This is a genomic window from Streptomyces sp. NPDC002324 (genome assembly GCF_053593335.1).
Genome location: NZ_JBSFCF010000023.1, coordinates 109,236 through 132,504, shown reverse-complemented (window position 1 = coordinate 132,504; position 23,269 = coordinate 109,236). Strand labels below are relative to the sequence as shown.

Genomic DNA, 23,269 nt, shown 5'->3' with positions numbered 1-23,269 from the left:
GGGGCGAGGCGTCGGGGCAAAGCGGCGTCAACAGGTTCATATAGGCTGCCTGTTCTGTCCCTGCCGTTCGTCACCACCCGGGAGAGTCATCCGTGAGCGTAGCCACCGCCCACTCCGCATCGGCCGTACCGCCCTCCGACGAGACCCCCGCCGCGCCGGAGGCCGCCGAGGCGATCCCGGCACAGGACGAGGGTTTCTGGGTCGAGCCCGTCGCGGCCGAGGGGCCGGCGTCCGAGGATGCGTCCGGTGCCGGGGTGCCGGCGCAGCCGTCCGGGGCGCGGGCGCCCGAGGAGGACACCTCCGCCGACGCCGTGGATGAGCGGGTCGCCCGTGACGCCCGGGAGTTCGGGGTGTACGCACGCACCGGCGGCTGGGCGTTCGCGCTGAAGGTGGCGCGCAGCGTGCGGCCCGGCGGGGAGACGGCGGGTGAGACGGCGAAGGTGTCGGCGAAGCGGTTCGCCGAACTGGCCGAGTGCTCACCGGAGCGGGTCATGCGGTACTACAAGGCGTGGGACCGGGCGGCCGACGACGGCATGGTCCCGCACTTCGAGGCGCTCGCCCCCGGCGCGGAGATCGACCTCCCGGACTCCGACGTGTGGCTGTCGTACTACAGCTCCCGTTCCAGCGCGACCTCCGACCGCGGCACCGCCATCACGGCGGCGGCCGAGGCCGAGGGCATCCGCCCGACCAAGGCGCTGGAGGTCGCCGAGAACCCCACCGCGCTGCGCGCCGCGATCCTCGCCGACCCGTCCACCGCGCAGGCGGCCCGCACCGCGCTCCTCGACCGTCTGAAGGAGGACCCCTCCCTCCAGACGGAACTGGCCCGCGACATCGCCCGCACCGACGAACTCAAGAAGGCCGTCGCCAGCGAGACCCAGGCGGCCAGCCGTATCGGGTACGTCCGGCAGATCGTGGAGAACGGGCAGGTCAAGACCCCGGCCGGCCAGGTGATCGACGCCACCGCCGAGCTGCGTGCCGAGGCTGAGCGGCACCTGTCCCTCATCGACGAGCTGGACGACGACGAGGACACCGGCGAGTGGGCGACGGAGGCGTACGACACCGTCAAGGAACTCGTCGTCCAGACCGTCGAGGCGGACCCCGAACTGCGGGTCCAGGAGCGCCGGACGAAGTTCTACAGCAGCCTCCAGAAGGCGACGAAGGTCTTCGAGGAGCTGACCCTCGACGACGCCGTCGACCTCGACGCCATCTACGAGGACGACATGCTCCAGCGCCTGGAGGACCTCCAGCAGGCCCTCAGCACCTGCATCGCCGCCCTGCGCAAGGCGTCGCCGGGCGAGTGATCCCGGGTTCCGGCCCTGCCGGGTGATCAGGGCTTCCGGCCCGCCGGGCCCCGAGGCCCCCTGCGCGGCAGGGGGCCTCGGTCGTGCCGCGCGGCGCCTCCGCGGCCGTACCGCGAAAATGCTATTTGCCGTCCGGTGCGTGTTACGTATAACCTCCCGGGAACCCCGAGCCACCCCGAGCCACCCCGAGAGGCCCCGATGAGACGCATTGCCCTGGTCACCCTCGTGGTCGACGACTACGACGAGGCCATCCGCTTCTACACCGAGGCGCTCGGCTTCCGGCTCGTCGAGGACGAACCGAGACCGGGCGGGAGCCGCTGGGTCGTCGTGGAGCCGGGGAGTGAGGGGCAGGGCGGCGGACTGCTGCTCGCGAAGGCCAAGGACGAGGCCCAGCGCGGCCGGATCGGCGACCAGACCGGCGGACGCGTGGGGTTCTTCCTGCACACCGACGACTTCGCCCGCGACCACGCCCGGATGCGGGCCGCCGGTGTCACGTTCCTGGAGGAACCGCGCCATGAGCCGTACGGCTCCGTCGCCGTCTTCGAGGACCTGTACGGCAACCGCTGGGACCTTCTCCAGCCCGCCGCCGACTGACCCGGGCCGCCCGAACCGTCCCGCCGACCGAGCCCCTCGGTCACCGCCCCCGCCCCACCGCCGCACCACCTGCCGAGGAACGAACGCCATGACCGCGCCCCGCATCGACGCCGACACCATCCGCCGCCTCCCCAAGGTCGTCCTGCACGACCACCTCGACGGCGGTCTGCGCCCCGCCACGCTCGTGGAACTCGCCGCGCAGGTCGGTCACACCCTCCCGGAGACCGACCCGGAGGCGCTCGCCGCCTGGTTCTACGAGGCCGCCAACTCCGGTGACCTGGTGCGCTACATAGCCACCTTCGAGCACACCCTCGCCGTGCTGCAGACCCGTGAGGGACTGCTGCGCGCCGCCGAGGAGTACGTGCTCGACCTGGCCGCCGACGGTGTCGTCTACGGCGAGGTGCGCTACGCCCCCGAGCTGAACACGACGGGCGGGCTCACCATGAGCGAGGTCGTCGAGACCGTCCAGGAGGGCCTGGCCGCGGGCATGGCCAAGGCGGCGGCCCAGGGCACCCCGGTCCGCGTCGGCACGATCCTGTGCGGGATGCGCATGTTCGACCGGGTCCGCGAGGCCGCCGACCTGGCGGTGGTCTTCCGGGACGCCGGCGTCGTCGGCTTCGACATCGCGGGCGCCGAGGACGGCTTCCCGCCCGCAGACCACCTGGCCGCCTTCGAGCACCTGCGCGGCGAGAGCGTCCCCTTCACCATCCACGCCGGCGAGGCCCACGGACTGCCCAGCATCCACCAGGCCCTCCAGGTCTGCGGCGCCCAGCGCATCGGCCACGGCGTCCGCATCACCGAGGACATCGTCGACGGCAAGCTCGGCCGCCTCTCCTCCTGGGTCCGCGACCGCCGGATCGCCCTGGAGATGTGCCCCACCTCCAACCTCCAGACCGGCGCCGCCGACTCCATCGCCGGGCACCCGATCACGGCGCTGAAGGACCTCGGCTTCCGCGTCACCCTCAACACGGACAACCGTCTGGTCTCGGGCACCACCATGACCCGGGAGATGACCCTGCTCGTCGACGAGGCCGGCTGGACCCTCGACGACCTGCGCACGGTCACCGTCAACGCCCTCAAGAGCGCCTTCGTCCCGTTCGACGAGCGCAACGCCCTCATCGAGGACGTCGTCCTGCCGGGCTACGCCTCCTAGAGGCCTCCGGAGGTCCCCGGACATCCCCGGAGGTCCTCCGGGCGGTCTCCTAGCCGCCCTCGCGCCGGACCAGCCCCCGCACGTACGCCGCCTGGCCGACATGCTGAAGGTCGTCGGCCAGGACACTGACCAGGCGTACGCCGAGGGTGACGGCCGGTGTCCACCGCTCGTCCACGATCCGGTCGAGGGCATCGGCATCGACGCCGCGCACGAACTCCCCCGTCTGTTCGTGCACGGCGTCGAAGTATCCGGTGAGCAGGTCACCCGAGCCGACCCGTACCTGCGCCACCTGCGCCGGGCTGTGCCCGTAGCCCGTGTCCCGGACCGGCAGGGCCAGCCCGAAACGCTTCTCCCAGCCCTGGGACAGCCAGACCTGCTCCCGTCCGGCGGCGTCGGCCACGTGGTCGTCCTGGATCCGGGTGAGGTGCCACACCAGCCAGCCGACGGAGTTGGCGACGGGGGCGGGCCGGGCGTGGAGGTCGGCCGGGGACAGTCCGTCCACGACGGCGTGGACCTCCTCCCGGATCCGGCCGAACGCGTCGATGAGAACGTCCTTCACATCCATACGTCCACCATCGAGCATCCGGGCCGCGCCCGCACCGCCCCGTGCTTCGCGGTGCCGTGGCCGGTGACCTTCCACCGCACGGGGACGGCGCGTGTGCGGTGGTGCTCAGTAGAGCTTGGCGACGGCGGTGGTGGTCGTCTTCTTGAACGCCTTGACCGGCGCGTCCTTGAAGCCGCCCATCTGGCCCCAGTCCACGACGGTGACGGTCCGGCCGTCCCGGCCCACCGACAGCAGCCGGATGTCCATGGCCCCCCAGGACGTGACGGTGGCGACGCCGTGGACGTGGGCGCCCTCCTCGACGGGCAGCTTCCCGAGGTCCCGGTACTCGGCCGCGACGTCCGGGTCGGAGGAGTCGCCGACACAGTCCCGGAAGTCCTTGTTCAGGCGGGTGGCGAGCGCCTTGGCCTTGCCGGCGCTGCCGGCGACGACGACGAGCTGCCTGGCACTGGTCTCCAGGTCCGTCCGGAAGGAGCGGTGGTTGACGTCGTAGGCCAGGAGCGCGTCGCCCAGGCAGTACCGCAGTTCCTCGGGGACACCGTCCTCGATCTTGCCCGCCGTCCACGAGGACGAGGGGTGCGGCGGGAGCTGGGACGCCGACAGATACTTCGGTGCGCCGCTCGCCTGCGCCGCGGCCGCCGGGAAGGCGCCGGCGGCGAGTGCGGAGCCGGCGGTGAGACCCGCGACGACGAGTGCGGTGAGCGTGTTCGCTCGGGTGCGCTTGGGCATGGGTGTCCCCCGTGAACATGTACCTCGACGGGTACGTGGATGTGGGTGTGGTGCCGCTGCGCCGACGACGCCGGCTGGTCCGTCCGGCCCTGGTCGGTGCGACACCAAGAGCATCGGCCGTCACGGGGTGCGGGCGCAACGGCCGACGAACGATCGGCGCCCGTGGAACCATCCCAGCCCTTCTGACGTGCACGTATGGGGAGTGCCTGGGATACCGCCCGGGCCGGGGAGAGCACGGGGGAACAGTGTCGGCAGCACGGGACGACGTCCAGGCGTTCGCGGCGTCGCTCACGCGTCTCAAGGAACGCACGGACCGCAGCTACGGGCAGCTCGCCCGGCGCCTCAACATGAACACCTCCACGCTGCACCGCTACTGCGCGGGTGACACCGTGCCGCTCGACTTCGCACCCGTGGAGCGCTTCGCCGTCCTGTGCGGGGCGACGGGGGAGGAGCGGCTGGAACTCCACCGGCTGTGGCTGTCGGCGATGGCGACACGGCAGCGGGTGCGAGGGGCCGGGGCGGACGCTGCCGGGGCCGGGGCGGCGGGGCCGGAGGTGGCCCAGAGGGAGGCGGCTGAGCCCGGAACGGCCGCGCCGGGAACGGCCGCACCGGAGGTCGGCGCGCCGACGCCGGAAGCAGGCGCGCCGGTCGAGCCGGCAGGGGTGGCCGAGGGCGCCGGGGGGTCGGTCGAGGCCGTCGGGCCGTCGCGAGCTGGCGGGACCGGCTCTGCCGCTGGTCCTTCCGCGGCCGGCGGGGCGTCCGGGCCCGTCCAGCCGTCCACAGCCGACGGGGCGTCCGAGCCCGCCGATACATCCGATACGTCCGATCCGGTCGAGCCTTCCGAATCCGCCGGGCCGTCCGAGGCCGTGGAGTCGCCCGCTTCCGCGCAGGCGGCCGACCCGGGACGGTCCGACACCCCCGCCGCGGCAGGGCGGACGTCCCGGACCCGGGAGGGAGCCTCGCCGACTCCGCCGGACGTGCTCTCGGCCTCGGCCCCCGCCCCGGCCCGCCGCCCCTGGCACCGTCGTCGACGTACGCTCGTCAGCGGGGCCGTCGTCGCGGTGCTCCTCGCCACTCTGGGCGGCATCGCCGCCCTGCCGTCCGGGCGTGCCCCGGCGGACAGCGCCGCCCCGGGCGGCGGCCCGACACCTGCGCGTACGACCTCGGGTGCCCAGCGCCCGTCGACCGCGCCCACGAGCCCGTCCCCTTCGCCGGAGGACACCAAGAGCCCTTCCGGCACGGCCTCGCCCACCCCCACCGAGCCGCGAAGCAGTCCCACGAAGGGCGGCGAGACCGGTAAGGTGCGGCCCCCGGCCGGCGGGGTGCCGCTGACCTGGACGGCCGACTCACAGGTCTGGAATCTCGGCTGCGGGCACGACTACGTCATCGGCAAGCCGCCGAAGGAGGTGCCCCCGCCCCCGCCGCCGCAGGACGCGGGCGCCTGGGCGGCGACGCAGGGGGCCGTGCACGGACGGAACACGATCGTGGACATCACCGTGCAGGGGCGGAAGTCCGCGGCCGTCGTCCTGACGGCGTTGCGGGTACGCGTCGTCGGACGCACCGCTCCGGCCGGGGGCAACGCCTACGCGATGGACCAGGGCTGCGGAGGCCGGGTAAGTCCCCGGTACTTCGACGTCGACCTGGACAAGAACCGGCCGATCGCCCGTCCGGTCGACGGTGCCGACCTGGACATCCCGCTGCCCGCCGTGCGGTTTCCGTACAGCGTGTCCGCCGATGATCCGGAGGTCCTGATGGTCAGCGCCGAGACGGAGACCTGCGACTGCCAGTGGTACCTGGAACTGGAGTGGTCCTCCGAGGGCCGTACCGGCACGGTCCGGATCGACGACGGCGGCCGGCCGTTCCGCACGACCGCGATCAAGGGACTGCCGCGCTACACGTACGCCACCGAGAACCACCGGTGGGCGCCCCTCACTGACTGATCCGGGCACAGTCGACCGGCGGGTCCAGCAGCTCCAGCAGGGCCCGCGCCGCCGGACTCGTGGCCTGCGGGGGCGGCAGCAGGGCCACCGTCTCGTACACGCTCTCGCCGGTGCCCTTGACGGGCAGGGCGACGAGCGAGTCGCGTTTGTGGCGGAAGTGGCGCGGGACGACGGCGACGCCGAGGTTCTCGTCGACGAGGTCCAGGAGGCTGTGCACGTCGTTGACCTCCAGGGCGACGGACCGGCGGACACCCGCGGCGGCGAACACCGTGTCGGTGGCGCGGCGCGGGCCCCAGTCCGGGTGGAAGTCGACGAAGACCTCGCCGCCCAGCTCCTCCGGGGTCACGGCGGCGCCTACGGCCGCGAGGCGGTGACCGGGATGGCACAGGACGGTCATCGGCTCGCTGGACAGCGGGACGACACGCAGCTGGTCGGTGTCCTCCTGCGCCGTCCGCACGGCGAACGCCAGATCCAGGCGCCCGCTCGCCACCTCCTCCGCGAGGGCGCCCGAGCCCGCCTGCCGCAGACAGATCTCCACATCCGGGTGCAGCCGCCGGAAGGAGGCGAGCAGCCCCGCCACATGCAGCCCGGCCACACACTGTTCCGACCCGAGAGCGAGCATGCCCCGCAGGACGCCCTGCACGGCGGCCACCGCCTCCCGGGCCGACCGCACCTGCGCCAGGATCCGCTCCGCCTCGGTCAGCAGTGCCCGCCCGGCCGGGGTGAGCGTCACCCGGCGGGTCGTCCGGACGAACAGCGGCGTCTGCAGCTCGCGCTCCAGGGACCGTACGGAGGCGGACAGACCCGACTGGGAGACCAGCAGCCTCTCGGCCGCCCGGGTGAAGTGCTCCTCCTCGGCCACCGCGACGAAATGCTGGAGGTGACGGAGTTCCATGACTGAGAAGCGTAGACGCTGAATCCCATCGGATTCTTCTGTTGGACCAATGCCCCCAGGTCGCGAAAGAGTGGACCCCGGTTCTCAGGGACTCCGCTCCCACCGTGCCGACCTCTGGAGTCGCGTTGTACACCGCACACCCCGACCGCTACGCGGACATGCCCTACCGGCGCACCGGACGCAGCGGTCTGAAACTTCCCGCGCTGTCGCTCGGCCTGTGGCACAACTTCGGCCCCGACCGTTCCGTGGAGACGCAGCGCGCGATCCTGCGCCGCGCCTTCGACCTGGGCGTCACCCACTTCGACCTGGCCAACAACTACGGCCCGCCGCCCGGCTCCGCCGAGTCCGCCCTCGGCGAGGCCCTGCGGTCCGACTTCGCCCCGTACCGCGACGAGCTGGTCATCTCCACCAAGGCGGGCTACCTGATGTGGCCCGGACCGTACGGCGAGTGGGGCTCCCGCAAGTACGTGCTCTCCTCGCTGGACCAGAGCCTGAAGCGCATGGGCCTGGACCACGTCGACATCTTCTACTCGCACCGCCCCGACCCGGAGACTCCGCTGGAGGAGACGATGGGCGCGCTGCACACGGCGGTCCAGCAGGGCAAGGCGTTGTACGTCGGCGTGTCGAACTACTCGGCCGAGCAGACCCGGGAGGCCGCCCGCATCCTGGGCGAGCTGGGCACCCCGCTCCTCATCCACCAGCCCCGCTACTCGATGCTCGACCGGCGCCCGGAGAGCGAGGGCCTGCTCGACGCCCTCGACGAGCTCCAGGTCGGCTCCATCGTCTTCTCCCCGCTGGAGCAGGGGCTGCTGACCTCCCGCTACCTCGACGGCATCCCGGAGGACTCCCGCGCGGCGAGCGACAGCCCGTTCCTGCGGTCCGACGCCGTCACCGAGGACCTGGTGGGCAGGCTGCGCGCGCTGGACGAGGTCGCCAAGTCCCGCGGCCAGACGCTGGCGCAGCTCGCTCTTGCCTGGACGCTGCGCGGCGGCCGGGTCACCTCCGCCCTCGTCGGCGCGAGCAGCGCGCGGCAGATCGAGGACAGCGTCGGTGCCATCGCCAACCTCGACTTCGAGGCGGACGAGCTGGCTCGTATCGACGCGATCATCGAGGGCAAGGGCTGACCTCGGGCCCCGGTCGGCCGTCGATCCGCTCCTCCGGCCGGACGGTCACCGACCGGCCCGCCTCCGGGCCATGAAGGAGCCGCGGAAGGGGTGCCCGTCGATGGTGCCGCGGACCTTCACCAGGCCGCGAGTACCGAAGAAGGCGGCGGACCGGGGCCATGCGAGGCAGGTCCGGCCGCCTTCGGCGGGGCTTCTGCGCAGCTCCGCCGTGCACTGCTCGTCGAGCGTGCTCATGATGTCGTCCTGCGCCTTCGGTGGTCCGCTACGAAGAGAAGACCACCGGAGGCGGAGGAACTCGTCGCGGGGCGGTGAACGACACCGGTGCCCGGGGGAAACGACGCCGATCCCGGGAGCTACGCCGCCGGCACCCGGTCCAGGAAGCCGTACACGCTCCGGATGCGGTCCTGCGCGTCGAGCGTGATCACGTCGAACCCGGCGACCGGCGCCCCGCCGCCCGCCTCGTCCACCAGCTCCCAGGCGAAGCGGGCGGTGTCGTGGTGTCCGTCCACGGCCGTGGTCAGGTGGAAGGCGAGGCCGGGGAACCGTTCGCGGGCCGCCGTGATCAGGGCGGCGATCTCCTCGTGGCCGCGCACGTCGGCCAGCGGATCGGTGTAACCGCCGTCGGCGGCCCAGGCGGCGGTGACCGCCCGTGCCCGTTCCTCCTCGGCGTCCGCGTTCCAGGCCTCGAAGTAGCGGGCGACGGCGGTCTCGTAGCGGTCCGGGCTCTCTTGATTCGCGGGCATGATCGTTGAACCCTCCATCGGGGATCTGCGTAGGAAACGGTGACCGGATCCGCGGCCGTCCGCGGCCTCCTCGTGATCCGGCACCGCACACGATGCCCGGACGTGCCGCGGGGTGTCGATTACCTCGGAGGTCATCCCGAGGAAGGCCCGGTCGGAGGGCCCTTGGCATCGTTTCGGCCACGCGCGCGCTCGCATATGCCAAGAGACTGGCCGAATTGGCATGGTGACAGAGTGTCAACCGTGGCGATACTCGACTGACAGGGCGATTGAGTCATGAACGAACGCGCACCCGTGCGTGTGCGTCGCGTCACTGTGCGTGACTCCCGGGTCGCCGGATGTGTACGACCAGCAAATCTGTGAGGCGAGAGCAAGTCCGCGCGGCGAGCGAGGTCGGGCGGAACGGCATGCGATCGGGGGAGCGAAGCGTGCACGACGAATTCCTGTGCCATGTCACCGCGTACGGGTGGTGCGGCGGCCAGCGTGTCGGCGTGCCCCTCGGAACCTACCGCGCCCCCACGTTGGCGCTGGCGCTGTGGTGGATGCGCGACCGCGCGTTATGGATCGCCGAACGCCTCGACCCGCGCCCCGAGAACCCGAACTTCCCCCCGAACGCGGTCGTTCCGGTCGCCGACACCGTGCCGGACGTACCTGCCCTGCTGCGGGCCTGGTCCACCGACGAAGCGCAACAGGGCCTGGTGGCGGACGAGTTGGCGGCCGGGAACCTGGTCCGGATCGCGACCAACGACGACACCACGGAGTACGAACTGCTCGCGGAGTCCGTCGACGCCGTGCGCATGCAGCGCATCGCCCAGCGCATCGCCGCTCCCGCCGCCTGACCCCGGGACCGCCCGGCGATCACGCCCCGGAGTCGCGGTCACCGCCGTCACCCGGCCTCGCTGCGGCGACCGGGCGCATATCCGGGTGAATCGGTAGAATTTTCTGCATGGCAGAGCGGTCCATCGCACCGACCGCGCCCGAACTCGTGCTGGAAACCGAGTCGGGCTCCACGGTGATGACTCCGAACCACGCGTACCACGTGGGGCGCGACCCGCTCAGTGACGTCGTCCTCGACGACGACCGGGTCTCGTGGCACCACGCCGTGCTGCGGGCCGAGGCCGGTCACTGGACGATCGAGGACGAGCACAGCACCAACGGCACGTACGCCGACGGCCACCGCGTCCGCGAGTGGGACGTCGGCCCCGGCACCGTCATCCACTTCGGGAGCCTGCCCGACGGCCCCCGAGCGGTGCTCTCCGGGCTCGCCCCCGAGCGCCTCTCCGGCATCTTCCGACCCGCCTCCACCGGTACGTTCCGCCGGCCCACCAGTGTCCGGCCACTGCCCGAGCGGACCGTCCGCATCGGCCGCGCCTCCGACAACGACCTGGTCATCGACGACCTCATCGTCTCCCGTCGGCACGCGGAACTGCGGGCGCGGCCGGAGGGCACGTACGAGATCGTCGACGTCGGCAGCCACAACGGCACGTTTCTCAACGGCGCGCCCGTCGACCGGGCCCCGGTCACCCCCGGTGACATCGTCGGCATCGGACACTCCGCGTTCTGCCTGGTCGGCGACCAACTGCAGGAGTACGTCGACACCGGCGAGGTCTCCCTCGATGTCCAGGAACTCACCGTGGCCGTCGACCGTGGCCGCAGGACGCTCCTGGACAAGGTCTCGTTTCCGGTCGGCGAGAAATGTCTCCTGGCCGTCGTCGGCCCCAGCGGCGCCGGCAAGTCCACCCTCCTGAACGCCCTGACCGGGCAGCGCCCGGCCGACAGCGGCACGGTCCTCTACGACGGCCGCGACCTCTACCGCGACTACGCCGAACTGCGCCAGCGCATCGGCCTGGTCCCGCAGGACGACATCCTGCACGCGCAGCTGACCGTCCGCAGGGCCCTGTCGTACGCCGCCGAACTCCGCTTCCCGCAGGACACCGCGAAGGCCGAGCGACAGGCCCGGGTCGACGAGGTGATCCGCGAACTGGGCCTCGAACAGCGGGCCGGCCAGCCCATCCACAGCCTCTCCGGCGGCCAGCGCAAACGGGTCAGCGTCGCCCTGGAACTGCTGACCAAGCCCTCCCTGCTGTTCCTCGACGAACCGACCTCCGGTCTCGACCCGGGCATGGACCGCTCGGTGATGCACATGCTGCGCGGCCTCGCCGACGACGGCCGCACGGTCATCGTCGTCACCCACAGCGTCCTCAGCCTCGACGTCTGCGACCGGCTCCTCGTCCTCGCACCCGGCGGCAAGGTCGCCTACTACGGGCCGCCGGACGACACCCTCGCCTTCTTCGGGTTCGAACAGTGGCCGGAGGCCTTCGAGGCCTTCGAACGGGACCAGGAGCGGGACTGGGCGGGGGAGTACCGGGACTCGCCCTTCCAGCGCCAGTACGTCACCGCCTCCATGGGCCGGCCGTATCTGCCCGACGCCCCCGAGCCGGTCGCCGTGGCGCCACCGCCCAAACCGCAGAGCTGGGGCGCCCAACTGGGCACGCTGGTGCGCCGGTACGCGGCCGCGCTCGGCGCCGACCGAACCTTCCTCGCCATCATGATCGCGCTGCCGTTCGTGATGGGCGCGATGGCGAGGGCACTCGCGGGGAGCACGCTGGACCGGGAGACCGCCATGAACGCGCTGCTCATTCTGTGTGTGGGCGGGGTGCTGACGGGCGCGGCGAACGCCGTGCGCGAGCTGGTCAAGGAGCGGGTGATCTACCGGCGTGAACGTGCCGTCGGGCTGTCCAGATCCGCGTACCTGATGTCCAAGGTCGTCGTCCTCGGCACGATCACCGTCCTCCAGGCGGTCGTCCTCACCCTGGTCGCCCTGCTCGGAGTCGACCTGGGCGCCCCCGGCGGCGAAGGGGTGCTGATGCCGCCCCTGGTCGAGATCACGGTCGCCGTGGCGCTGCTGGCCTTCACCGCGATGATGCTCGGCCTGGTGGTCTCCGCGCTGGTGCGCAAGGAGGAGGTCACCATGCCGCTGCTGGTGCTCCTCGCCATCGTCCAGGTCGTGTTCTGCGGTGCGCTGCTGGACGTCAACGGCACGATCGTCCTCGAACAGCTGGCGTGGCTGGTGCCGTCGCGGTGGGCGTTCGCCGCGATGGCCGGCACGATCGACCTCGAACGGATCGTCCCCGACACGACGGACCCGCTGTTCGCACACTCGGCGGGCGTGTGGCTGCTCGACCTGGGGATGCTCGTCGTCCTGTCGCTGCTCTGCGGCTGGCTCGTCGCCCGGCTGCTGCGCCGCCGTGAACCCGCGGTGATGCGGAAGTAGCCGCGATGACGACCCCCGGTTTCCTTCCCACCCATGTCGTCCCGCCGGGCGGGCTGCCCGCCTGGGAACTCCCCGATCCCTCCCGCCCCACCGCGGCCCTCGACGCGCTGCTGCCCGTCCAGCTCCTGGAGCGGCGCGGCGACTGGGGTCACGCCCTGTGCGCCAACGGCTGGTCCGCCTGGATCGACGCCCGTCTCCTCGTCGCCGTACCCCAGGACCCGCCCGCGGCCGGTGCGGACGCCACCCGCACCGCCGACCCGCGTCCACTGCTGGCCCGGGCCGAGGAGGCCCTGTCGCGCTACCGGACCGAGGCGGAGGCGCTGGCCGCGGGGCATCGCGACGGGGAGGCCTTCCGCGACGGTACGAAGGGGCTGCGGATCGGCGTGGTCGTCGACGGCGAGTCGCTGTGGCTGTTCGATGCCGCGCACGAGCGGTGGGTGTACTGCGACGGGACCCGGCTGAGCACCTTCGCCGTGGGCGACACCCCGCGCACCACCCCGGCCGCCCCGCACCCCCCGCCCACCGCCGCTCCTGCCCCCGAGGCGACGCGCGTCGTCGCGGAACCCGGTCCCGGGCCGGCGCGGGGCCGCGCGACCGACCGGCCGCACGATCACGAACCCACCCGGCTGGTTCCGCCGGTGACGCGCGATGAGTGAGACACAGCCGTACGCCGGGCGCCCCTCCGAGCTGGTCGGACGGCAGATCGCCAGCTACCGCATCGAACGTGAGATCGGCCGGGGCGGTATGGCCGTCGTCTACCAGGCGCTGGACCTGCGCCTGGAACGGACGGTCGCGCTGAAGCTGCTCGCCCCGGAACTGGCCCGCAACGACACCTTCCGGCGCCGTTTCACACACGAGTCACGGGTGGCCGCCGCGATCGACCACCCGCACATCGTGCCGGTCTTCGAGGCGGGCGAGACGGACGGGGTCCTCTACATCGCCATGCGGTACGTCGCGGGCAGCGATCTGCGGCATCTGCTGGACCGGGAGGGCCCGTTGCCGGTCAGGACCGCCACCCGGATCGCCGCCCAGGTCGCCTCCGCGCTCGACGCGGCGCACGACCACGGGCTGGTGCACCGGGACGTGAAGCCCGGCAACATCCTGGTCGCGCAGGGCACCGACAGCGACCATCCCGAGCACGTCTACCTCACCGACTTCGGTCTGACGAAGAAGTCCCTGTCCCTGACCGGGTTCACCAGCGTCGGCCAGTTCGTGGGCACCCTGGACTACGTGGCCCCGGAGCAGATCTCCGGCAAGCCCGTCGACGGCCGCTGCGACGTCTATAGCCTCGCCTGCGTCGTCCACGAGACGCTCGCCGGCCGGCCGCCGTTCCAACGGGACGACGACATGGCCCTGTTGTGGGCCCACCAGTACGACGAGCCGCCCCCGCTGACGGCCGGGCGCCCCGATCTGCCGCCGGCCGTGGACGGGGTGCTGGCGACGGCGCTGGCCAAGTCCCCGGACGACCGGTACGACTCCTGTCTGTCCTTCGTGGCCGCGCTCCGGGCCGCCGACGCCGCAGGCGGCTTCCCGGCAGGGCACGCGCCGACCCGGTCGGTCGCGCCGAAGGCGTCCGGGCCGCCCGAGGCCCCGCCGCAACCGCCGTCGTGGGCCGCGCCCGTCTTCATCCGCTCCGGCCGGTATCCCGGCTGAGGTCGAGACGCTCGACGAGGGCCACGTTCTCCCGGTCGCCGGCGCCCTGTCCGGCCTCGGCGGCGAACCAGGCGTCGAGGATCTCCCTCAGCAGCGGCTCGGAGGTCAGCCGCAGCCCGATCGCCAGGACGTTGGCGTCGTTCCAGCGCCGGGCACCGTCGGCCGTGTAGGCGTCCGCGCACAGGGCGGCCCGTACGCCGGGCACCTTGTTCGCGGCGATGGACGCGCCGGTGCCCGTCCAGCAGCACACGACGGCCTGGTCCGCCCTCCCGGCGGCGACGTCGCGCGCCGCCGCCTCCGAGCAGGCCGCCCATCTGGAGTCGTCCCCCACACGCAGCGCGCCATGGGTCAGCACCTCATGGCCCCGGTCGCGCAACTCCGTGAGAAGGAGGCGGGCGACGGGCTCGTCCATGTCCGAGGAGACGGAGATCCGCATGCCCCCGAGGCTACCCGGCGCCCTGACCCCGGCCCAGGGAGGAAACGGCATGACCCTCGAACCGACCGGGCAGCTCGTGCCCACGCCGTCCGGACACGACCTCGTCCTCACCCGCACCTACGCCGCCCCCGCGCGCGACGTCTGGGCGAGCGTCACCGAGCCCGAGCGCACCGCCCGTTGGTTCGGCCCGTGGCGCGGCGAGGCCGCGCCGGGCCGCACCGTCGAGGTGCGGATGGCGTTCGAGGAGTCGGCGCCCTGGTGCCCGATCCGGATCGAAGCATGCGAGCCGCCGCACCGTCTCGCCGTCTCGGTGGAGGACGAGGCAGGCTCCTGGTCGCTGGAGCTGCTGCTGACCGAGACGGAAGGTGCCACCGAACTTTGTCTGATCCGCCATCTCGCCTCCCCGGAGGCCGTCGGCTCGATCGGCCCCGGCTGGGAGTACTACCTGGACATGCTCACCGCCGCACGCCGCGACGGTCCCCAGCCCGACTTCGAGGACTGCTACCCGGCGCAGAAGGCGTACTACGAGGCCCTGGCCTGAGACGTCGTCGGCGTCATCGGTCCCGCTGCTCCAGCGGCCGGACGGTGATCGACCACGGGCCGTCGGAGCGGGCGTGGATGAGGCAGGGGCCGGTGAGGGACGCCTCGCCGTGCCAGGGGCCCACGTGGTTGGCCAGTTCGCCGAGGAAGGCGGTGCCGTCCGGTTCGAAGGTGTCGACGAGGAAGTAGCCGCCGTCCTCGGAGCGCGGATCGCCCTCGTACCGGAGGGTGGCGATCCCCGGGCCGCCGGTGTGGCGCAGTACGTCCGAGGCGGGACGCACGGTGTGGCCCTCGCAGGGGAGCGCGCTCGACACCGGGCTCACGTCGACCGTCCACGGTCCGTCCGCCTGGATCCGCAGTGCCCGCACCGGCCGGTCGTCGGCGTTCACCAGGGCACGGCACGAGAAGGGCCCGTCGGTGTAGACGAGTTGGCTCTGGGAGTGCAGCCGCCCGTCCAGCGCGTCCACGACGAAGTGCCCGGCCCCCGTGTGCGTGATGTCGAGGATGACCGGGCCCCTCCCGGTGGTCAGCTGGGTGACCTGGTCGCCGTCGCCGCCGATCCGCTGGAGCGCCGGCCCGCCCGCGGTGAGCAGCGGGGGTGCCTGCCGAGGTGGTTCGCCGCTCTTGCGGGCCCGGTCGACAGCGGTGCCACGACTGTCTGTTGTCCGGCACGCTCGCGCTGAAACCACTTCATCTCGCGCCCCCCTGACGACGTCTGCGCACAGTATTGGGCGTCCGACTCTCGGCGTATACAACTTCGGTGACTTCCCGTGCGGCCTGTGAGCCCCGACCGCGCTTGGCGGAGGGCCTGGGGGGCGTGGTGGGGGAAATCCGGGTGCGCTCGTGTGCGAGCCGAGGCCAGCATGGCCGGGTGTCCGAGCTGCGGTGGGATGACGTGAAGGGCTTCTTCGACCTTGAATGGGAGGGGTATCTGCCGGATGTGTGGGTCACGGGAACCGCGGTCCAGGACTGGCAGACGGTCCTCGATCTGATCGTTTCGAGTGGCTGGCGGAGTGAGTACTCCGAAGGCGGGGTGGTCATGTCGCTGCCGCGGGCCGAAGAGGTGTTCTCGCGGCCCGCTGATGCCGAGTGCGCGGATCTGTGGGTCTGGCCGGTGCCGGATGTCCTGGCGATCTTCCGGTTGGAGTCGGCCGACGAGATCGGTTTCGACGTGGACCTGCGGGAGTTGCGGGGGCAGGAACGGCTGGAACTGCTGAGCGGACTTCTCTGTGCGATCGGGCGCCGACTGGGCAAGCCGGTGGTGCTGATGTCCGAGGGCTACCGGGACCCGTGTCGTCCGGTACTGGGGTTCGACGTCGCGTCCGACCGGGTGGTGTTGCTGGCAGAACCACGGATCGGCTGACGTGTCGCGGGGGCCGACGATCCGAGAGCCGGACAAGGCGACGGGGCACACACTGCCCTGGCATGCCGCGCCGACGCGGTCGTACGGGTCGGCGGCGGCGCCGCCGACCCCCGAACCGGCTGTCCGTCAGGTGGCCGCCGTCCGCTCTGGCCCGGACCGACGGGCCGCGATCCCGTTGCCCATGCCCCTCGCCCCGTCAGTAGGCGTCCTCACCCTCGACGAACGTCCGCACCACCTCGATCTCCCCGATGCGTGACACCTCCACCCGGCGGGGATCGTCGCCCAGCACCACGAGGTCGGCCCGCTTGCCGGGGGTGAGGGTGCCGGCGTCGCTCTCCCAGTGGCAGGCGCGTGCCGCCTCGATCGTGTACGCGCGCAGGGCCTCCTCGACGGTGACCGCCTCGTCCGCGCCGATGAGACGGCCGGACTCCGAGGCCCGCTCCACCATGAAGCGGATCGCCCGCAGCGGGGCGCCGTCCGCGACCGGGCGGTCCGAGCTGCCGGCGACCCGGACGCCGTGGTCGAGGAAACCCCGGCCCCGGTACAGCCAGCCGGCCCGGTCCTCGCCCATGATCGTGGCGTAGTCGTCGCCGTAGTGGCGCAGGAAGCTCGGCTGGATGACGACGGTGACGCCGAGCGCGGCCAGGCGGGGGAGTTGGTCGGGTCGGACCAGGCCCGCGTGCTCGACGCGGTGGCGTGCCTCCGGGCGGGGACTCAGCTTCTGTGCCATCTCCAGCGCATCCAGGGCCACGTCGAGGGCCCGGTCGCCGATCGCGTGCACCGCGAGCTGCCAGCCGGCGCGGTGGCCCTCGACGATCATGCTCTCCAGCACCCCGGGCTCGTGCATGAGCTGCCCCGAACCGCCGGTGCCCAGATAGGGGCTGGTGAGCGCCGCCGTACGGGCCATCATGCCGCCGTCGGTGAAGATCTTGAGCGCGCCCAGGGAGAGCGCGCCGTCCCCGAAGCCCGTGCGCAGACCGAGGTCGATCGCCCGGCTCGTGGTGTCCTCGGCGGCCGCGCCGACCGGCCGCAGCGCGTCGGCGGCCACCATCAGCCGTACCCGCACCGGCAGTCGGCCCGACTCGTGGGCCAGCTGGTAGGCGGCGCCCTCGATGGGGCTGTGCCCGAAGAGCCGGGCCCCGACCCCCGCCTCGGCGCACCCCGTGATGCCCTCGGAGCGGCAGACGCGCGCCGCGTGCTCGATCGCCGAGGCCAGCTCGGTGAGCGAGTGCGGCGGCCGGGTCGCGAGCGCGGCCCCCATGGCGCCCTCCGCGAGGAAACCGTCGGGCCGCGCGACCTCCGCGGGCAGACCGTTCAGCACTGCCGAGTTGACCAGGCAGGCGTGTCCGGACAGGTGGCCCAGGGACACCCTGCGCCCGGCGCTGACGGCGTCCAGATCCATCGCCGTCAGCGGGCGGTCGAGGGTGCGCTGGTCGTAGCCGCCGAGATCCACCCAGCCGCCGACGGGGGCGGCGGCGACCGCGGCCGCCACCACGCGGAGCACGTCGTCGGCGCGACGGCTCGGCGCGACACTGGGCGCCGCAGCCTTCAGGCCCGTCCACGCCAGGTGCACATGGGCGTCGATGAAGCCGGGGAGCAGCGTGGCACCGTCCAGGTCCAGCGTGCGCCGCGCCGGGAGCCCCGCCACGTCCTCGTCCAGGCCGACGATCCGCCCCCGCCAGATCCCCAGTTCCCGGGCGGCCGGGCGGTCCGGGTCCATCGTGATGATGCGGGCGTTGGTGATCCTGGTGCTGAGCACGGACAGGTCCTTCCGGTCGGGGCGGTCGCCCGGTTCGCGGTCTCGTATCGGTGAACTGGCTTGCGAAGTAAGCGGGTTGGCGTGTCAGTCGGATGGCGCCCCCGGCCTCGGGGAAGCTCGGTCAGGTCTCGAAGACGTCTCGGGGCTGGTCACGGGAAGGCAAATGTAGTTAGCCTTACCTAAGTTTCTTGTACTTCTTCTGTGTAGGTGAAACCGGTCCGGAGGGACACGTGAGAAAGGCGGACCCGCCGGGACGGAACGTCCTGTGGCGCGCGGTCGGCGGACAGCGTCGGGATGTCCTGGTGGGCGCGGTCCTCGGAATGGGCCACCAGACGGGCGAGGCCCTGGTGCCGGTGCTCATCGGACTGGCCATCGAACGCGGAGTCGTGGACGGCGACGTCCCCGGACTGCTGCTGTGGCTCGTCGTCCTGGCCGTCGTGTACGTCGGACTCTCCTTCAGCTTCCGCTTCAGCGCGAGGGCGGGCGAGCGCGCCGCCGTCACGGCCGCCCACCACCTCAGGGCCGAACTCGTCGGCCGCGTCCTCGCTCCCGAGGGCGGCGCGGAGGAGGGGCGGCTGCCGGGCGAGCTGACGAACATCGCCACCGAGGACGCCAAACGGGTCGGTGCCGTCGCCATGGCCCTCATTGTCGCCTTCGCGGCCACCGCGGGTCTCGTGGTCGGCGCGGTCGCGCTGCTGCGGGTCTCCCTCGCCCTGGGCCTGCTCGTCCTCCTCGGCACCCCGCTGCTGCTGTGGCTGGGACACCTGCTGAGCAAGCCCCTGGAACGGCGCAGCGAGACCGAACAGGAACGTGCCGCGCAGGCATCCGGCGTCGCCGCCGACCTGGTGGCCGGGCTGCGCGTCCTCAAGGGCATCGGCGCCGAGCGGGCGGCTGTCTCCCGCTACCGGCGCGTCAGCCAGGACTCCCTCGCCGCGACCCTGCGCGCCGCCCGCGCCGAGGCCTGGCAGAACGGCGTCGTCACCGTCCTCACCGGCGCCTTCATCGCCCTGGTCGCCCTCGTCGGCGGACGCCTCGCCGCCCGCGGTGACATCGGCCTCGGCGAACTCGTCTCCTCCGTCGGGCTCGCCCTGTTCCTCGTCGGCCCGCTCGGCGAGTTCGCCTGGGTCAACGCCGAACTGGCCCAGGGCCGCGCCTCCGCCGCCCGGATCGCCGAGGTGCTCGACGCCCCCGGTGACGTGTCCGACGCCCCCTCCGCCGACGCCCCCTCCGCCGACGGCCTCCCCGCGGACGGCGTCGAGGGACGGCTGACGCTGCGCGCCCTCACGTACGGCACCCTGCGCGGCCTCGACCTCGACATCGCCCCCGGCGAGATTGTCGGCATCGCCACCACCGACCCCGCCGACGCCGCCGCCCTGCTCCGCGTCCTCGGCCGCCGCGCCGACCCCGACGAGGGCGCCGTGGAACTCGACGGCACGGCACTGACCGCGCTGGGCCTGGCCGGCGTACGCGCGGCGATCCTCGTCGCCGAGCACGACGCGGACCTGTTCGAGGGGACGGTCCTCGACAACGTCACGGCGGCGGTCGGCGCCCCCGCACCGGCCCTACCGGCGACGAATCCATCGGCGCGCGCCTGCGCCGTCCCACCCGGCATCACCGCCGTGATGGTGGCCTCCGGCACCGACGAGGTCGCCCGCGCGCTGCCCCACGGCGTGGACACGCCCGTCACCGCACGCGGCCGTTCGCTCTCCGGTGGCCAGCGTCAGCGCGTCGCCCTGGCCCGCGCCCTGGCCGCCGACGCGCCCGTCCTCGTCGTGCACGAGCCCGCGACCGCCGTCGACGCCGTCACCGAGTCCCGGATCGCCGCCGGGATCAGGGACGTCCGCGGCGCACGCACCACGCTCCTGGTGACCAACAGCCCGGCCCTGCTCGCCGTCACCGACCGCGCGGTCCTCCTTCGCGACGGCCGGGTCACCGCGACCGGCGACCACGAGCGCCTCGTCCACGAGTGCGCCGACTACCGTACGGCGGTACTCACATGACCGAGCCATCCGACGCCGTCGAAGCCGCTCCCCGCGACGACGACCGCACCGGACCCGAACTGCTGCCCGTCGCCACACCCGCCCGCACCCGCGCCGCCGTCGCCGAACTGCTGCGCCCGCAGCGGCGACTGGCGTTGTCCGCCTTCACCGTCATGGTCGCCTCCACCGCCGTCGGCCTGCTGGTCCAGCCCCTGCTGGGGCGGATCGTCGACCTGGCCGCCGACCGTGGGTCCGCCGACGCCATCACCGTCACGGCCGTCCTCCTGGTGTCCGTCGCCGTGGTCCAGGGCGTCACCGCCGGATTCGGGCTGTCGCAGATCGCCCGGCTGGGCGAGACGACCCTGGCCCGGCTGCGCGAACGCTTCGTCGAACGGGCCCTCGCCCTCCCGCTGGAGCGCGTCGAGAAAGCCGGCGCCGGCGACCTGACCGCCCGGGTCACCGCCGACGTCTCCCTCATCGCCGACGCCGTCCGCAACGCGCTGCCCGCGCTGGGCAGTTCCCTGCTCACCATCGTCCTCACCCTCGGCGCCATGGCCCTGCTCGACTGGCGGTTCCTGCTGGCCGCGCTGCTCGCGGTCCCCGTACAGGCGGCCACCGCACGCTGGTACGTCAGCCGCGCCATCCCGCTCTACGCCGAGCAGCGGGTGGCCGCCGGCGCCCAGCAGCAGCAGATGCTGGACACCATCGGCGGCAGCTCCACCGTGCGGGCGTTCCGGCTCGGCCGCGAGCACACCGAGCGGGTCACCGAACGCTCCCGGTCCGTGGTGGCACTGACGATGCGGGGCGTACGGCTCGTCCTCGGCTTCTACAGCCGGCTGCACATCGCCGAGTACATCGGTCTCGCCGCCGTCCTGGTGACCGGATACTGGCTGGTCCGCGACGGCTCGGCCAGCATCGGTACGGCGACCGCCGCAGCCCTGTACTTCCACAACCTCTTCGGTCCCGTCAACGCGGCCCTGGCTCTCCTCGACGACGCCCAGTCGGCCACGGCCGGCCTCGCCCGGCTCGTCGGCGTCACCGACGAGCCCGTGCCCCCGGCGCCGGCGCACACCGTGCGGACCGGCGGCGCCGACGTCACCGTCCGGGGTCTCGGTCACGCCTACCGGCCCGGCCATCCCGTCCTGCACGACATCGACCTGACCATCCGGCACGGCGAACGCGTGGCCCTCGTCGGCGCCAGCGGCGCGGGCAAGACCACCCTGGCCAAGCTCGTCGCGGGCATCCAGCCCCCCACCACCGGCAGCGTCCTGGTCGGCGGCGTCCCACCCACCGAGCTCGGCTCCGCCGCCTCCCGCACGATCGCCCTGATCACCCAGGAGACACATGTCTTCGCGGGCCCCCTCGCCGACGACCTGCGGCTCGCCAAGCCCGACGCCGGCGACGACGAACTGCGCGCCGCCCTCGACCGCGTCGACGCCCTCGCCTGGGCCGAGGCCCTGCCCGACGGGCTCGCCACGGTCGTCGGCGACGGGGGCCACCGGCTCAGCGGCGAACGGACCCAGGCCCTCGCCCTGGCCCGGCTGATCCTCGCCGACCCGCCCCTGGTGATCCTCGACGAGGCCACCGCCGAGGCCGGCAGCGCCGGCGCGCGCACGCTGGAGAAGGCGGTCGCCCGCGCGGTGGACGGCCGGACCGCGCTGATCGTCGCCCACCGCCTCAGCCAGGCCGCCACCGCCGACCGCGTCGTCGTCATGGAGGCCGGCCGGGTGGTCGAGAGCGGCACCCACGACGAACTCCACGCCGCGCGGGGCCCCTACGCCGCCCTCTGGTCGGCCTGGTCCGACGCCCGCGACACCGGCCCTCGGCCGGCCCCCGAGACCCCCACACGTACCGCTCCGCAGAACCCCGAACCGAAGGACCTCTGATGTTCCGCTCCCGCAGAGCGCCACGGCTCGCCGTCGTGCTCGCCTCCGCCACCCTGCTCCTCGCCACCGCGTGCGGTGGCGGCGATTCGGACTCCGACACCTCGGGCGCCGGCGCGGAGGCGAGCACGTCCTCCGACGGGTCCGCCTTTCCGGTCTCCATCGACCACAAGTACGGCAGTACGACCATCAAGGCCGAGCCCGAGCGGATCGTCACCGTCGGCCTCACCGACCAGGACGCGGTCCTCGCCCTCGGCAAGGTCCCCGTCGGCACCACCGAGTGGCTCGGCGGCTACAAGGGCGCCATCGGCCCCTGGGCCGAGGACAAGCTCGGCTCCGCGAAGACCCCGACCGTCCTCAAGGACACGGGCACCGGCCCGCAGGTGGAGAAGATCGCCGCCCTCAAGCCCGACCTGATCCTCGCGGTGTACGGCGGACTCACCAAGGAGCAGTACGAGTCGCTGTCCAAGTTCGCGCCCGTGGTCGCCCAGCCGAAGGCGTACAACGACTACGGCGTGCCGTGGCAGGAGCAGACCGAGACGATCGGCAAGGCGCTCGGCAAGGAAAAGGACGCCACCGAGGCGGTCGCCGACACCGAGGCGAAGATCAAGGCCGCCGCCGACAAGTTCCCGGCGTTCAAGGGCGCGACGGCCGTCATGGCCACCCCGTACGAGGGCATGTTCGTCTTCGGCAGCCAGGACGCCCGCTCGCGGCTCCTGACCGGCCTCGGCTTCTCCCTGCCGACGGACCTGGACAAGGCGATCGGCGACCGGTTCGGGGCGAACATCAGCAAGGAGCGCACCGACCTGCTGGACCAGGACGCCATCGTGTGGATCGTCGGCGACCCGGCCAAGGACGCCGCGAAGCTGCACAAGGACGCCTCGTACAAGGACCTGGGGGTCGTGAAGGAGGGCCGCGAGGTCTTCGTGAACGAGACCAGCGACTACGGCAACGCCACGTCCTTCGTCTCCGTCCTCAGCCTGCCGTACGTCGTCGAGCGGCTGGCCCCGCAGCTGGCGGCGGCCGTCGACGGCAAGACGGACACCGAGGTGGAGCAGCCCGCGTCCTGACACGGCAGAAGGTACGAGGAGGGGGGCCGGTCACCGACCGGCCCCCCTCCTCGTGTCCCTCTGTCAGCCGTCCATCGACTCGGCCAGGCTCCGGGGCCGCATGTCGGTCCAGTGGGTCTCGACGTGGTCCAGGCAGGACTGGCGCGAGTCGGGTCCGTGCACCGCCCGCCAGCCGGCCGGCACCTCCACGAAGTCCGGCCACAGGCTGTGCTGGTTCTCGTCGTTGACCAGCACCAGGTACGTGCCCTCGGGGTCCTCGAACGGGTTGCTCATC

At 72.7% G+C, this 23,269-nt stretch carries 22 protein-coding genes and 1 pseudogene; 14 read left to right on the top strand and 9 right to left on the bottom strand.

Annotated elements, in window-relative coordinates:
• Positions 1–92 precede the first annotated feature (92 nt).
• The 3 genes from ACWCRJ_RS27450 to ACWCRJ_RS27440 all read left to right on the top strand — a co-directional run bounded on the left by ACWCRJ_RS27450 (position 93) and on the right by ACWCRJ_RS27440 (position 3,048).
• Positions 93–1,301 (top strand): hypothetical protein, encoded by a 1,209-nt coding sequence (locus tag ACWCRJ_RS27450; RefSeq protein WP_450941804.1) that lies wholly within the window; start codon positions 93–95, stop codon positions 1,299–1,301.
• Positions 1,302–1,499: 198 nt separating this feature from the next.
• Entirely contained in the window at positions 1,500–1,895 is a 396-nt protein-coding gene (locus ACWCRJ_RS27445; RefSeq protein WP_450941803.1) for a VOC family protein, read from the top strand.
• A gap of 88 nt (positions 1,896–1,983) precedes the next feature.
• Positions 1,984–3,048 (top strand): adenosine deaminase, encoded by a 1,065-nt coding sequence (locus tag ACWCRJ_RS27440; protein WP_450941802.1) that lies wholly within the window; start codon positions 1,984–1,986, stop codon positions 3,046–3,048.
• Positions 3,049–3,097: 49 nt separating this feature from the next.
• Here the strand turns inward: ACWCRJ_RS27440 and ACWCRJ_RS27435 are convergent, their stop codons facing one another.
• A complete protein-coding gene (locus ACWCRJ_RS27435) occupies positions 3,098–3,613 on the bottom strand; it encodes a mycothiol transferase (RefSeq protein WP_450941801.1) in 516 nt (171 codons plus the stop codon).
• 105 nt (positions 3,614–3,718) lie between these two features.
• The gene (locus ACWCRJ_RS27430; protein ID WP_450941800.1) at positions 3,719–4,339 is read right to left on the bottom strand and encodes a hypothetical protein; all 621 of its coding nucleotides are present in this window, start codon (positions 4,337–4,339) and stop codon (positions 3,719–3,721) included.
• Positions 4,340–4,584: 245 nt separating this feature from the next.
• Between ACWCRJ_RS27430 and ACWCRJ_RS27425 the strand changes: the two genes are divergently transcribed.
• Positions 4,585–6,279, top strand: a complete 1,695-nt coding sequence (locus tag ACWCRJ_RS27425; protein ID WP_450941799.1) for a helix-turn-helix domain-containing protein — start codon at positions 4,585–4,587, stop codon at positions 6,277–6,279.
• Here the strand turns inward: ACWCRJ_RS27425 and ACWCRJ_RS27420 are convergent.
• Positions 6,269–7,174: a LysR family transcriptional regulator gene (locus ACWCRJ_RS27420; protein WP_450941798.1), complete on the bottom strand. Its 906-nt coding sequence runs from the start codon at positions 7,172–7,174 to the stop codon at positions 6,269–6,271. The two genes, ACWCRJ_RS27425 and ACWCRJ_RS27420, sit on opposite strands and share 11 nt — an antisense overlap.
• Before the next feature lie 125 nt (positions 7,175–7,299).
• Here ACWCRJ_RS27420 and mgrA point away from each other — a divergent pair, with 125 nt between their 5' ends.
• Positions 7,300–8,298, top strand: coding sequence for an L-glyceraldehyde 3-phosphate reductase (gene mgrA, locus ACWCRJ_RS27415; protein ID WP_450941833.1), 999 nt, complete (start codon positions 7,300–7,302; stop codon positions 8,296–8,298).
• Between the two features lie 66 nt (positions 8,299–8,364).
• Here mgrA and ACWCRJ_RS27410 read toward each other — a convergent pair.
• Positions 8,365–8,532: pseudogene (locus ACWCRJ_RS27410) on the bottom strand (DUF1905 domain-containing protein); the annotation flags it as partial.
• A 119-nt stretch (positions 8,533–8,651) separates the two neighbouring features.
• Positions 8,652–9,041 (bottom strand): nuclear transport factor 2 family protein, encoded by a 390-nt coding sequence (locus ACWCRJ_RS27405; protein WP_450941797.1) that lies wholly within the window; start codon positions 9,039–9,041, stop codon positions 8,652–8,654.
• Between the two features lie 425 nt (positions 9,042–9,466).
• On the opposite strand from ACWCRJ_RS27405, the gene ACWCRJ_RS27400 reads away from it, so the two are divergent.
• The 4 genes from ACWCRJ_RS27400 to ACWCRJ_RS27385 all read left to right on the top strand — a co-directional run bounded on the left by ACWCRJ_RS27400 (position 9,467) and on the right by ACWCRJ_RS27385 (position 13,965).
• Complete coding sequence (locus tag ACWCRJ_RS27400) at positions 9,467–9,877, top strand: hypothetical protein (protein WP_450941796.1); 411 nt, start codon at positions 9,467–9,469, stop codon at positions 9,875–9,877.
• Between the two features lie 107 nt (positions 9,878–9,984).
• Positions 9,985–12,312 (top strand): FHA domain-containing protein, encoded by a 2,328-nt coding sequence (locus tag ACWCRJ_RS27395; RefSeq protein ID WP_450941795.1) that lies wholly within the window; start codon positions 9,985–9,987, stop codon positions 12,310–12,312.
• 5 nt (positions 12,313–12,317) lie between these two features.
• Positions 12,318–12,968, top strand: a complete 651-nt coding sequence (locus ACWCRJ_RS27390) for a hypothetical protein (protein WP_450941794.1) — start codon at positions 12,318–12,320, stop codon at positions 12,966–12,968.
• Positions 12,961–13,965: a serine/threonine-protein kinase gene (locus ACWCRJ_RS27385; RefSeq protein ID WP_450941793.1), complete on the top strand. Its 1,005-nt coding sequence runs from the start codon at positions 12,961–12,963 to the stop codon at positions 13,963–13,965. The genes ACWCRJ_RS27390 and ACWCRJ_RS27385 overlap by 8 nt, the downstream gene beginning before the upstream one ends.
• Here the strand turns inward: ACWCRJ_RS27385 and ACWCRJ_RS27380 are convergent.
• Complete coding sequence (locus tag ACWCRJ_RS27380; protein ID WP_450941792.1) at positions 13,937–14,401, bottom strand: RpiB/LacA/LacB family sugar-phosphate isomerase; 465 nt, start codon at positions 14,399–14,401, stop codon at positions 13,937–13,939. The genes ACWCRJ_RS27385 and ACWCRJ_RS27380 overlap by 29 nt on opposite strands.
• 49 nt (positions 14,402–14,450) lie before the next feature.
• Between ACWCRJ_RS27380 and ACWCRJ_RS27375 the strand changes: the two genes are divergently transcribed.
• Positions 14,451–14,942 carry an SRPBCC family protein gene (locus ACWCRJ_RS27375; RefSeq protein ID WP_450941791.1) on the top strand — a complete coding sequence of 164 codons (492 nt, stop codon included), beginning with the start codon at positions 14,451–14,453 and terminating at the stop codon, positions 14,940–14,942.
• A gap of 13 nt (positions 14,943–14,955) precedes the next feature.
• Here the strand turns inward: ACWCRJ_RS27375 and ACWCRJ_RS27370 are convergent, their stop codons facing one another.
• Positions 14,956–15,630: a hypothetical protein gene (locus ACWCRJ_RS27370; protein WP_450941790.1), complete on the bottom strand. Its 675-nt coding sequence runs from the start codon at positions 15,628–15,630 to the stop codon at positions 14,956–14,958.
• 182 nt (positions 15,631–15,812) lie between these two features.
• Between ACWCRJ_RS27370 and ACWCRJ_RS27365 the strand changes: the two genes are divergently transcribed.
• Positions 15,813–16,304 carry a hypothetical protein gene (locus tag ACWCRJ_RS27365; RefSeq protein WP_450941832.1) on the top strand — a complete coding sequence of 164 codons (492 nt, stop codon included), beginning with the start codon at positions 15,813–15,815 and terminating at the stop codon, positions 16,302–16,304.
• 196 nt (positions 16,305–16,500) lie between these two features.
• Here the strand turns inward: ACWCRJ_RS27365 and ACWCRJ_RS27360 are convergent, their stop codons facing one another.
• Positions 16,501–18,063 carry an amidohydrolase gene (locus ACWCRJ_RS27360; protein WP_450941789.1) on the bottom strand — a complete coding sequence of 521 codons (1,563 nt, stop codon included), beginning with the start codon at positions 18,061–18,063 and terminating at the stop codon, positions 16,501–16,503.
• 230 nt (positions 18,064–18,293) lie between these two features.
• Between ACWCRJ_RS27360 and ACWCRJ_RS27355 the strand changes: the two genes are divergently transcribed.
• Genes ACWCRJ_RS27355 through ACWCRJ_RS27345 form a run of 3 tightly spaced genes read left to right on the top strand, consistent with a single transcriptional unit; the run spans position 18,294 to position 22,995 of the window.
• Positions 18,294–20,063, top strand: coding sequence for an ABC transporter transmembrane domain-containing protein (locus ACWCRJ_RS27355; protein WP_450941788.1), 1,770 nt, complete (start codon positions 18,294–18,296; stop codon positions 20,061–20,063).
• Positions 20,060–21,928 (top strand): ABC transporter ATP-binding protein, encoded by a 1,869-nt coding sequence (locus ACWCRJ_RS27350; protein WP_450941787.1) that lies wholly within the window; start codon positions 20,060–20,062, stop codon positions 21,926–21,928. The genes ACWCRJ_RS27355 and ACWCRJ_RS27350 overlap by 4 nt, the downstream gene beginning before the upstream one ends.
• Positions 21,928–22,995 carry an iron-siderophore ABC transporter substrate-binding protein gene (locus ACWCRJ_RS27345; RefSeq protein ID WP_450941786.1) on the top strand — a complete coding sequence of 356 codons (1,068 nt, stop codon included), beginning with the start codon at positions 21,928–21,930 and terminating at the stop codon, positions 22,993–22,995. The genes ACWCRJ_RS27350 and ACWCRJ_RS27345 overlap by 1 nt, the downstream gene beginning before the upstream one ends.
• Before the next feature lie 63 nt (positions 22,996–23,058).
• On the opposite strand, the gene ACWCRJ_RS27340 is transcribed toward ACWCRJ_RS27345, so the two are convergent.
• On the bottom strand, positions 23,059–23,268 hold the full coding sequence (locus tag ACWCRJ_RS27340) for an MbtH family protein (protein WP_450941785.1): 210 nt from the start codon (positions 23,266–23,268) through the stop codon (positions 23,059–23,061).
• Position 23,269 lies beyond the last annotated feature (1 nt).

Excerpts from the sequence above, each read along its gene's own strand:
- ACWCRJ_RS27445 (WP_450941803.1), top strand. The coding sequence starts at position 1,500 with ATGAGACGCATTGCCCTGGTCACCCTCGTGGTCGACGACTACGACGAG.
- ACWCRJ_RS27440 (WP_450941802.1), top strand. The coding sequence starts at position 1,984 with ATGACCGCGCCCCGCATCGACGCCGACACCATCCGCCGCCTCCCCAAG.
- ACWCRJ_RS27435 (WP_450941801.1), bottom strand. The coding sequence starts at position 3,613 with ATGGATGTGAAGGACGTTCTCATCGACGCGTTCGGCCGGATCCGGGAG.
- ACWCRJ_RS27430 (WP_450941800.1), bottom strand. The coding sequence starts at position 4,339 with ATGCCCAAGCGCACCCGAGCGAACACGCTCACCGCACTCGTCGTCGCG.
- ACWCRJ_RS27420 (WP_450941798.1), bottom strand. The coding sequence starts at position 7,174 with ATGGAACTCCGTCACCTCCAGCATTTCGTCGCGGTGGCCGAGGAGGAG.
- ACWCRJ_RS27405 (WP_450941797.1), bottom strand. The coding sequence starts at position 9,041 with ATGCCCGCGAATCAAGAGAGCCCGGACCGCTACGAGACCGCCGTCGCC.
- ACWCRJ_RS27395 (WP_450941795.1), top strand. The coding sequence starts at position 9,985 with ATGGCAGAGCGGTCCATCGCACCGACCGCGCCCGAACTCGTGCTGGAA.
- ACWCRJ_RS27390 (WP_450941794.1), top strand. The coding sequence starts at position 12,318 with ATGACGACCCCCGGTTTCCTTCCCACCCATGTCGTCCCGCCGGGCGGG.
- ACWCRJ_RS27385 (WP_450941793.1), top strand. The coding sequence starts at position 12,961 with ATGAGTGAGACACAGCCGTACGCCGGGCGCCCCTCCGAGCTGGTCGGA.
- ACWCRJ_RS27380 (WP_450941792.1), bottom strand. The coding sequence starts at position 14,401 with ATGCGGATCTCCGTCTCCTCGGACATGGACGAGCCCGTCGCCCGCCTC.
- ACWCRJ_RS27375 (WP_450941791.1), top strand. The coding sequence starts at position 14,451 with ATGACCCTCGAACCGACCGGGCAGCTCGTGCCCACGCCGTCCGGACAC.
- ACWCRJ_RS27350 (WP_450941787.1), top strand. The coding sequence starts at position 20,060 with ATGACCGAGCCATCCGACGCCGTCGAAGCCGCTCCCCGCGACGACGAC.
- ACWCRJ_RS27345 (WP_450941786.1), top strand. The coding sequence starts at position 21,928 with ATGTTCCGCTCCCGCAGAGCGCCACGGCTCGCCGTCGTGCTCGCCTCC.
- ACWCRJ_RS27340 (WP_450941785.1), bottom strand. The coding sequence starts at position 23,268 with ATGAGCAACCCGTTCGAGGACCCCGAGGGCACGTACCTGGTGCTGGTC.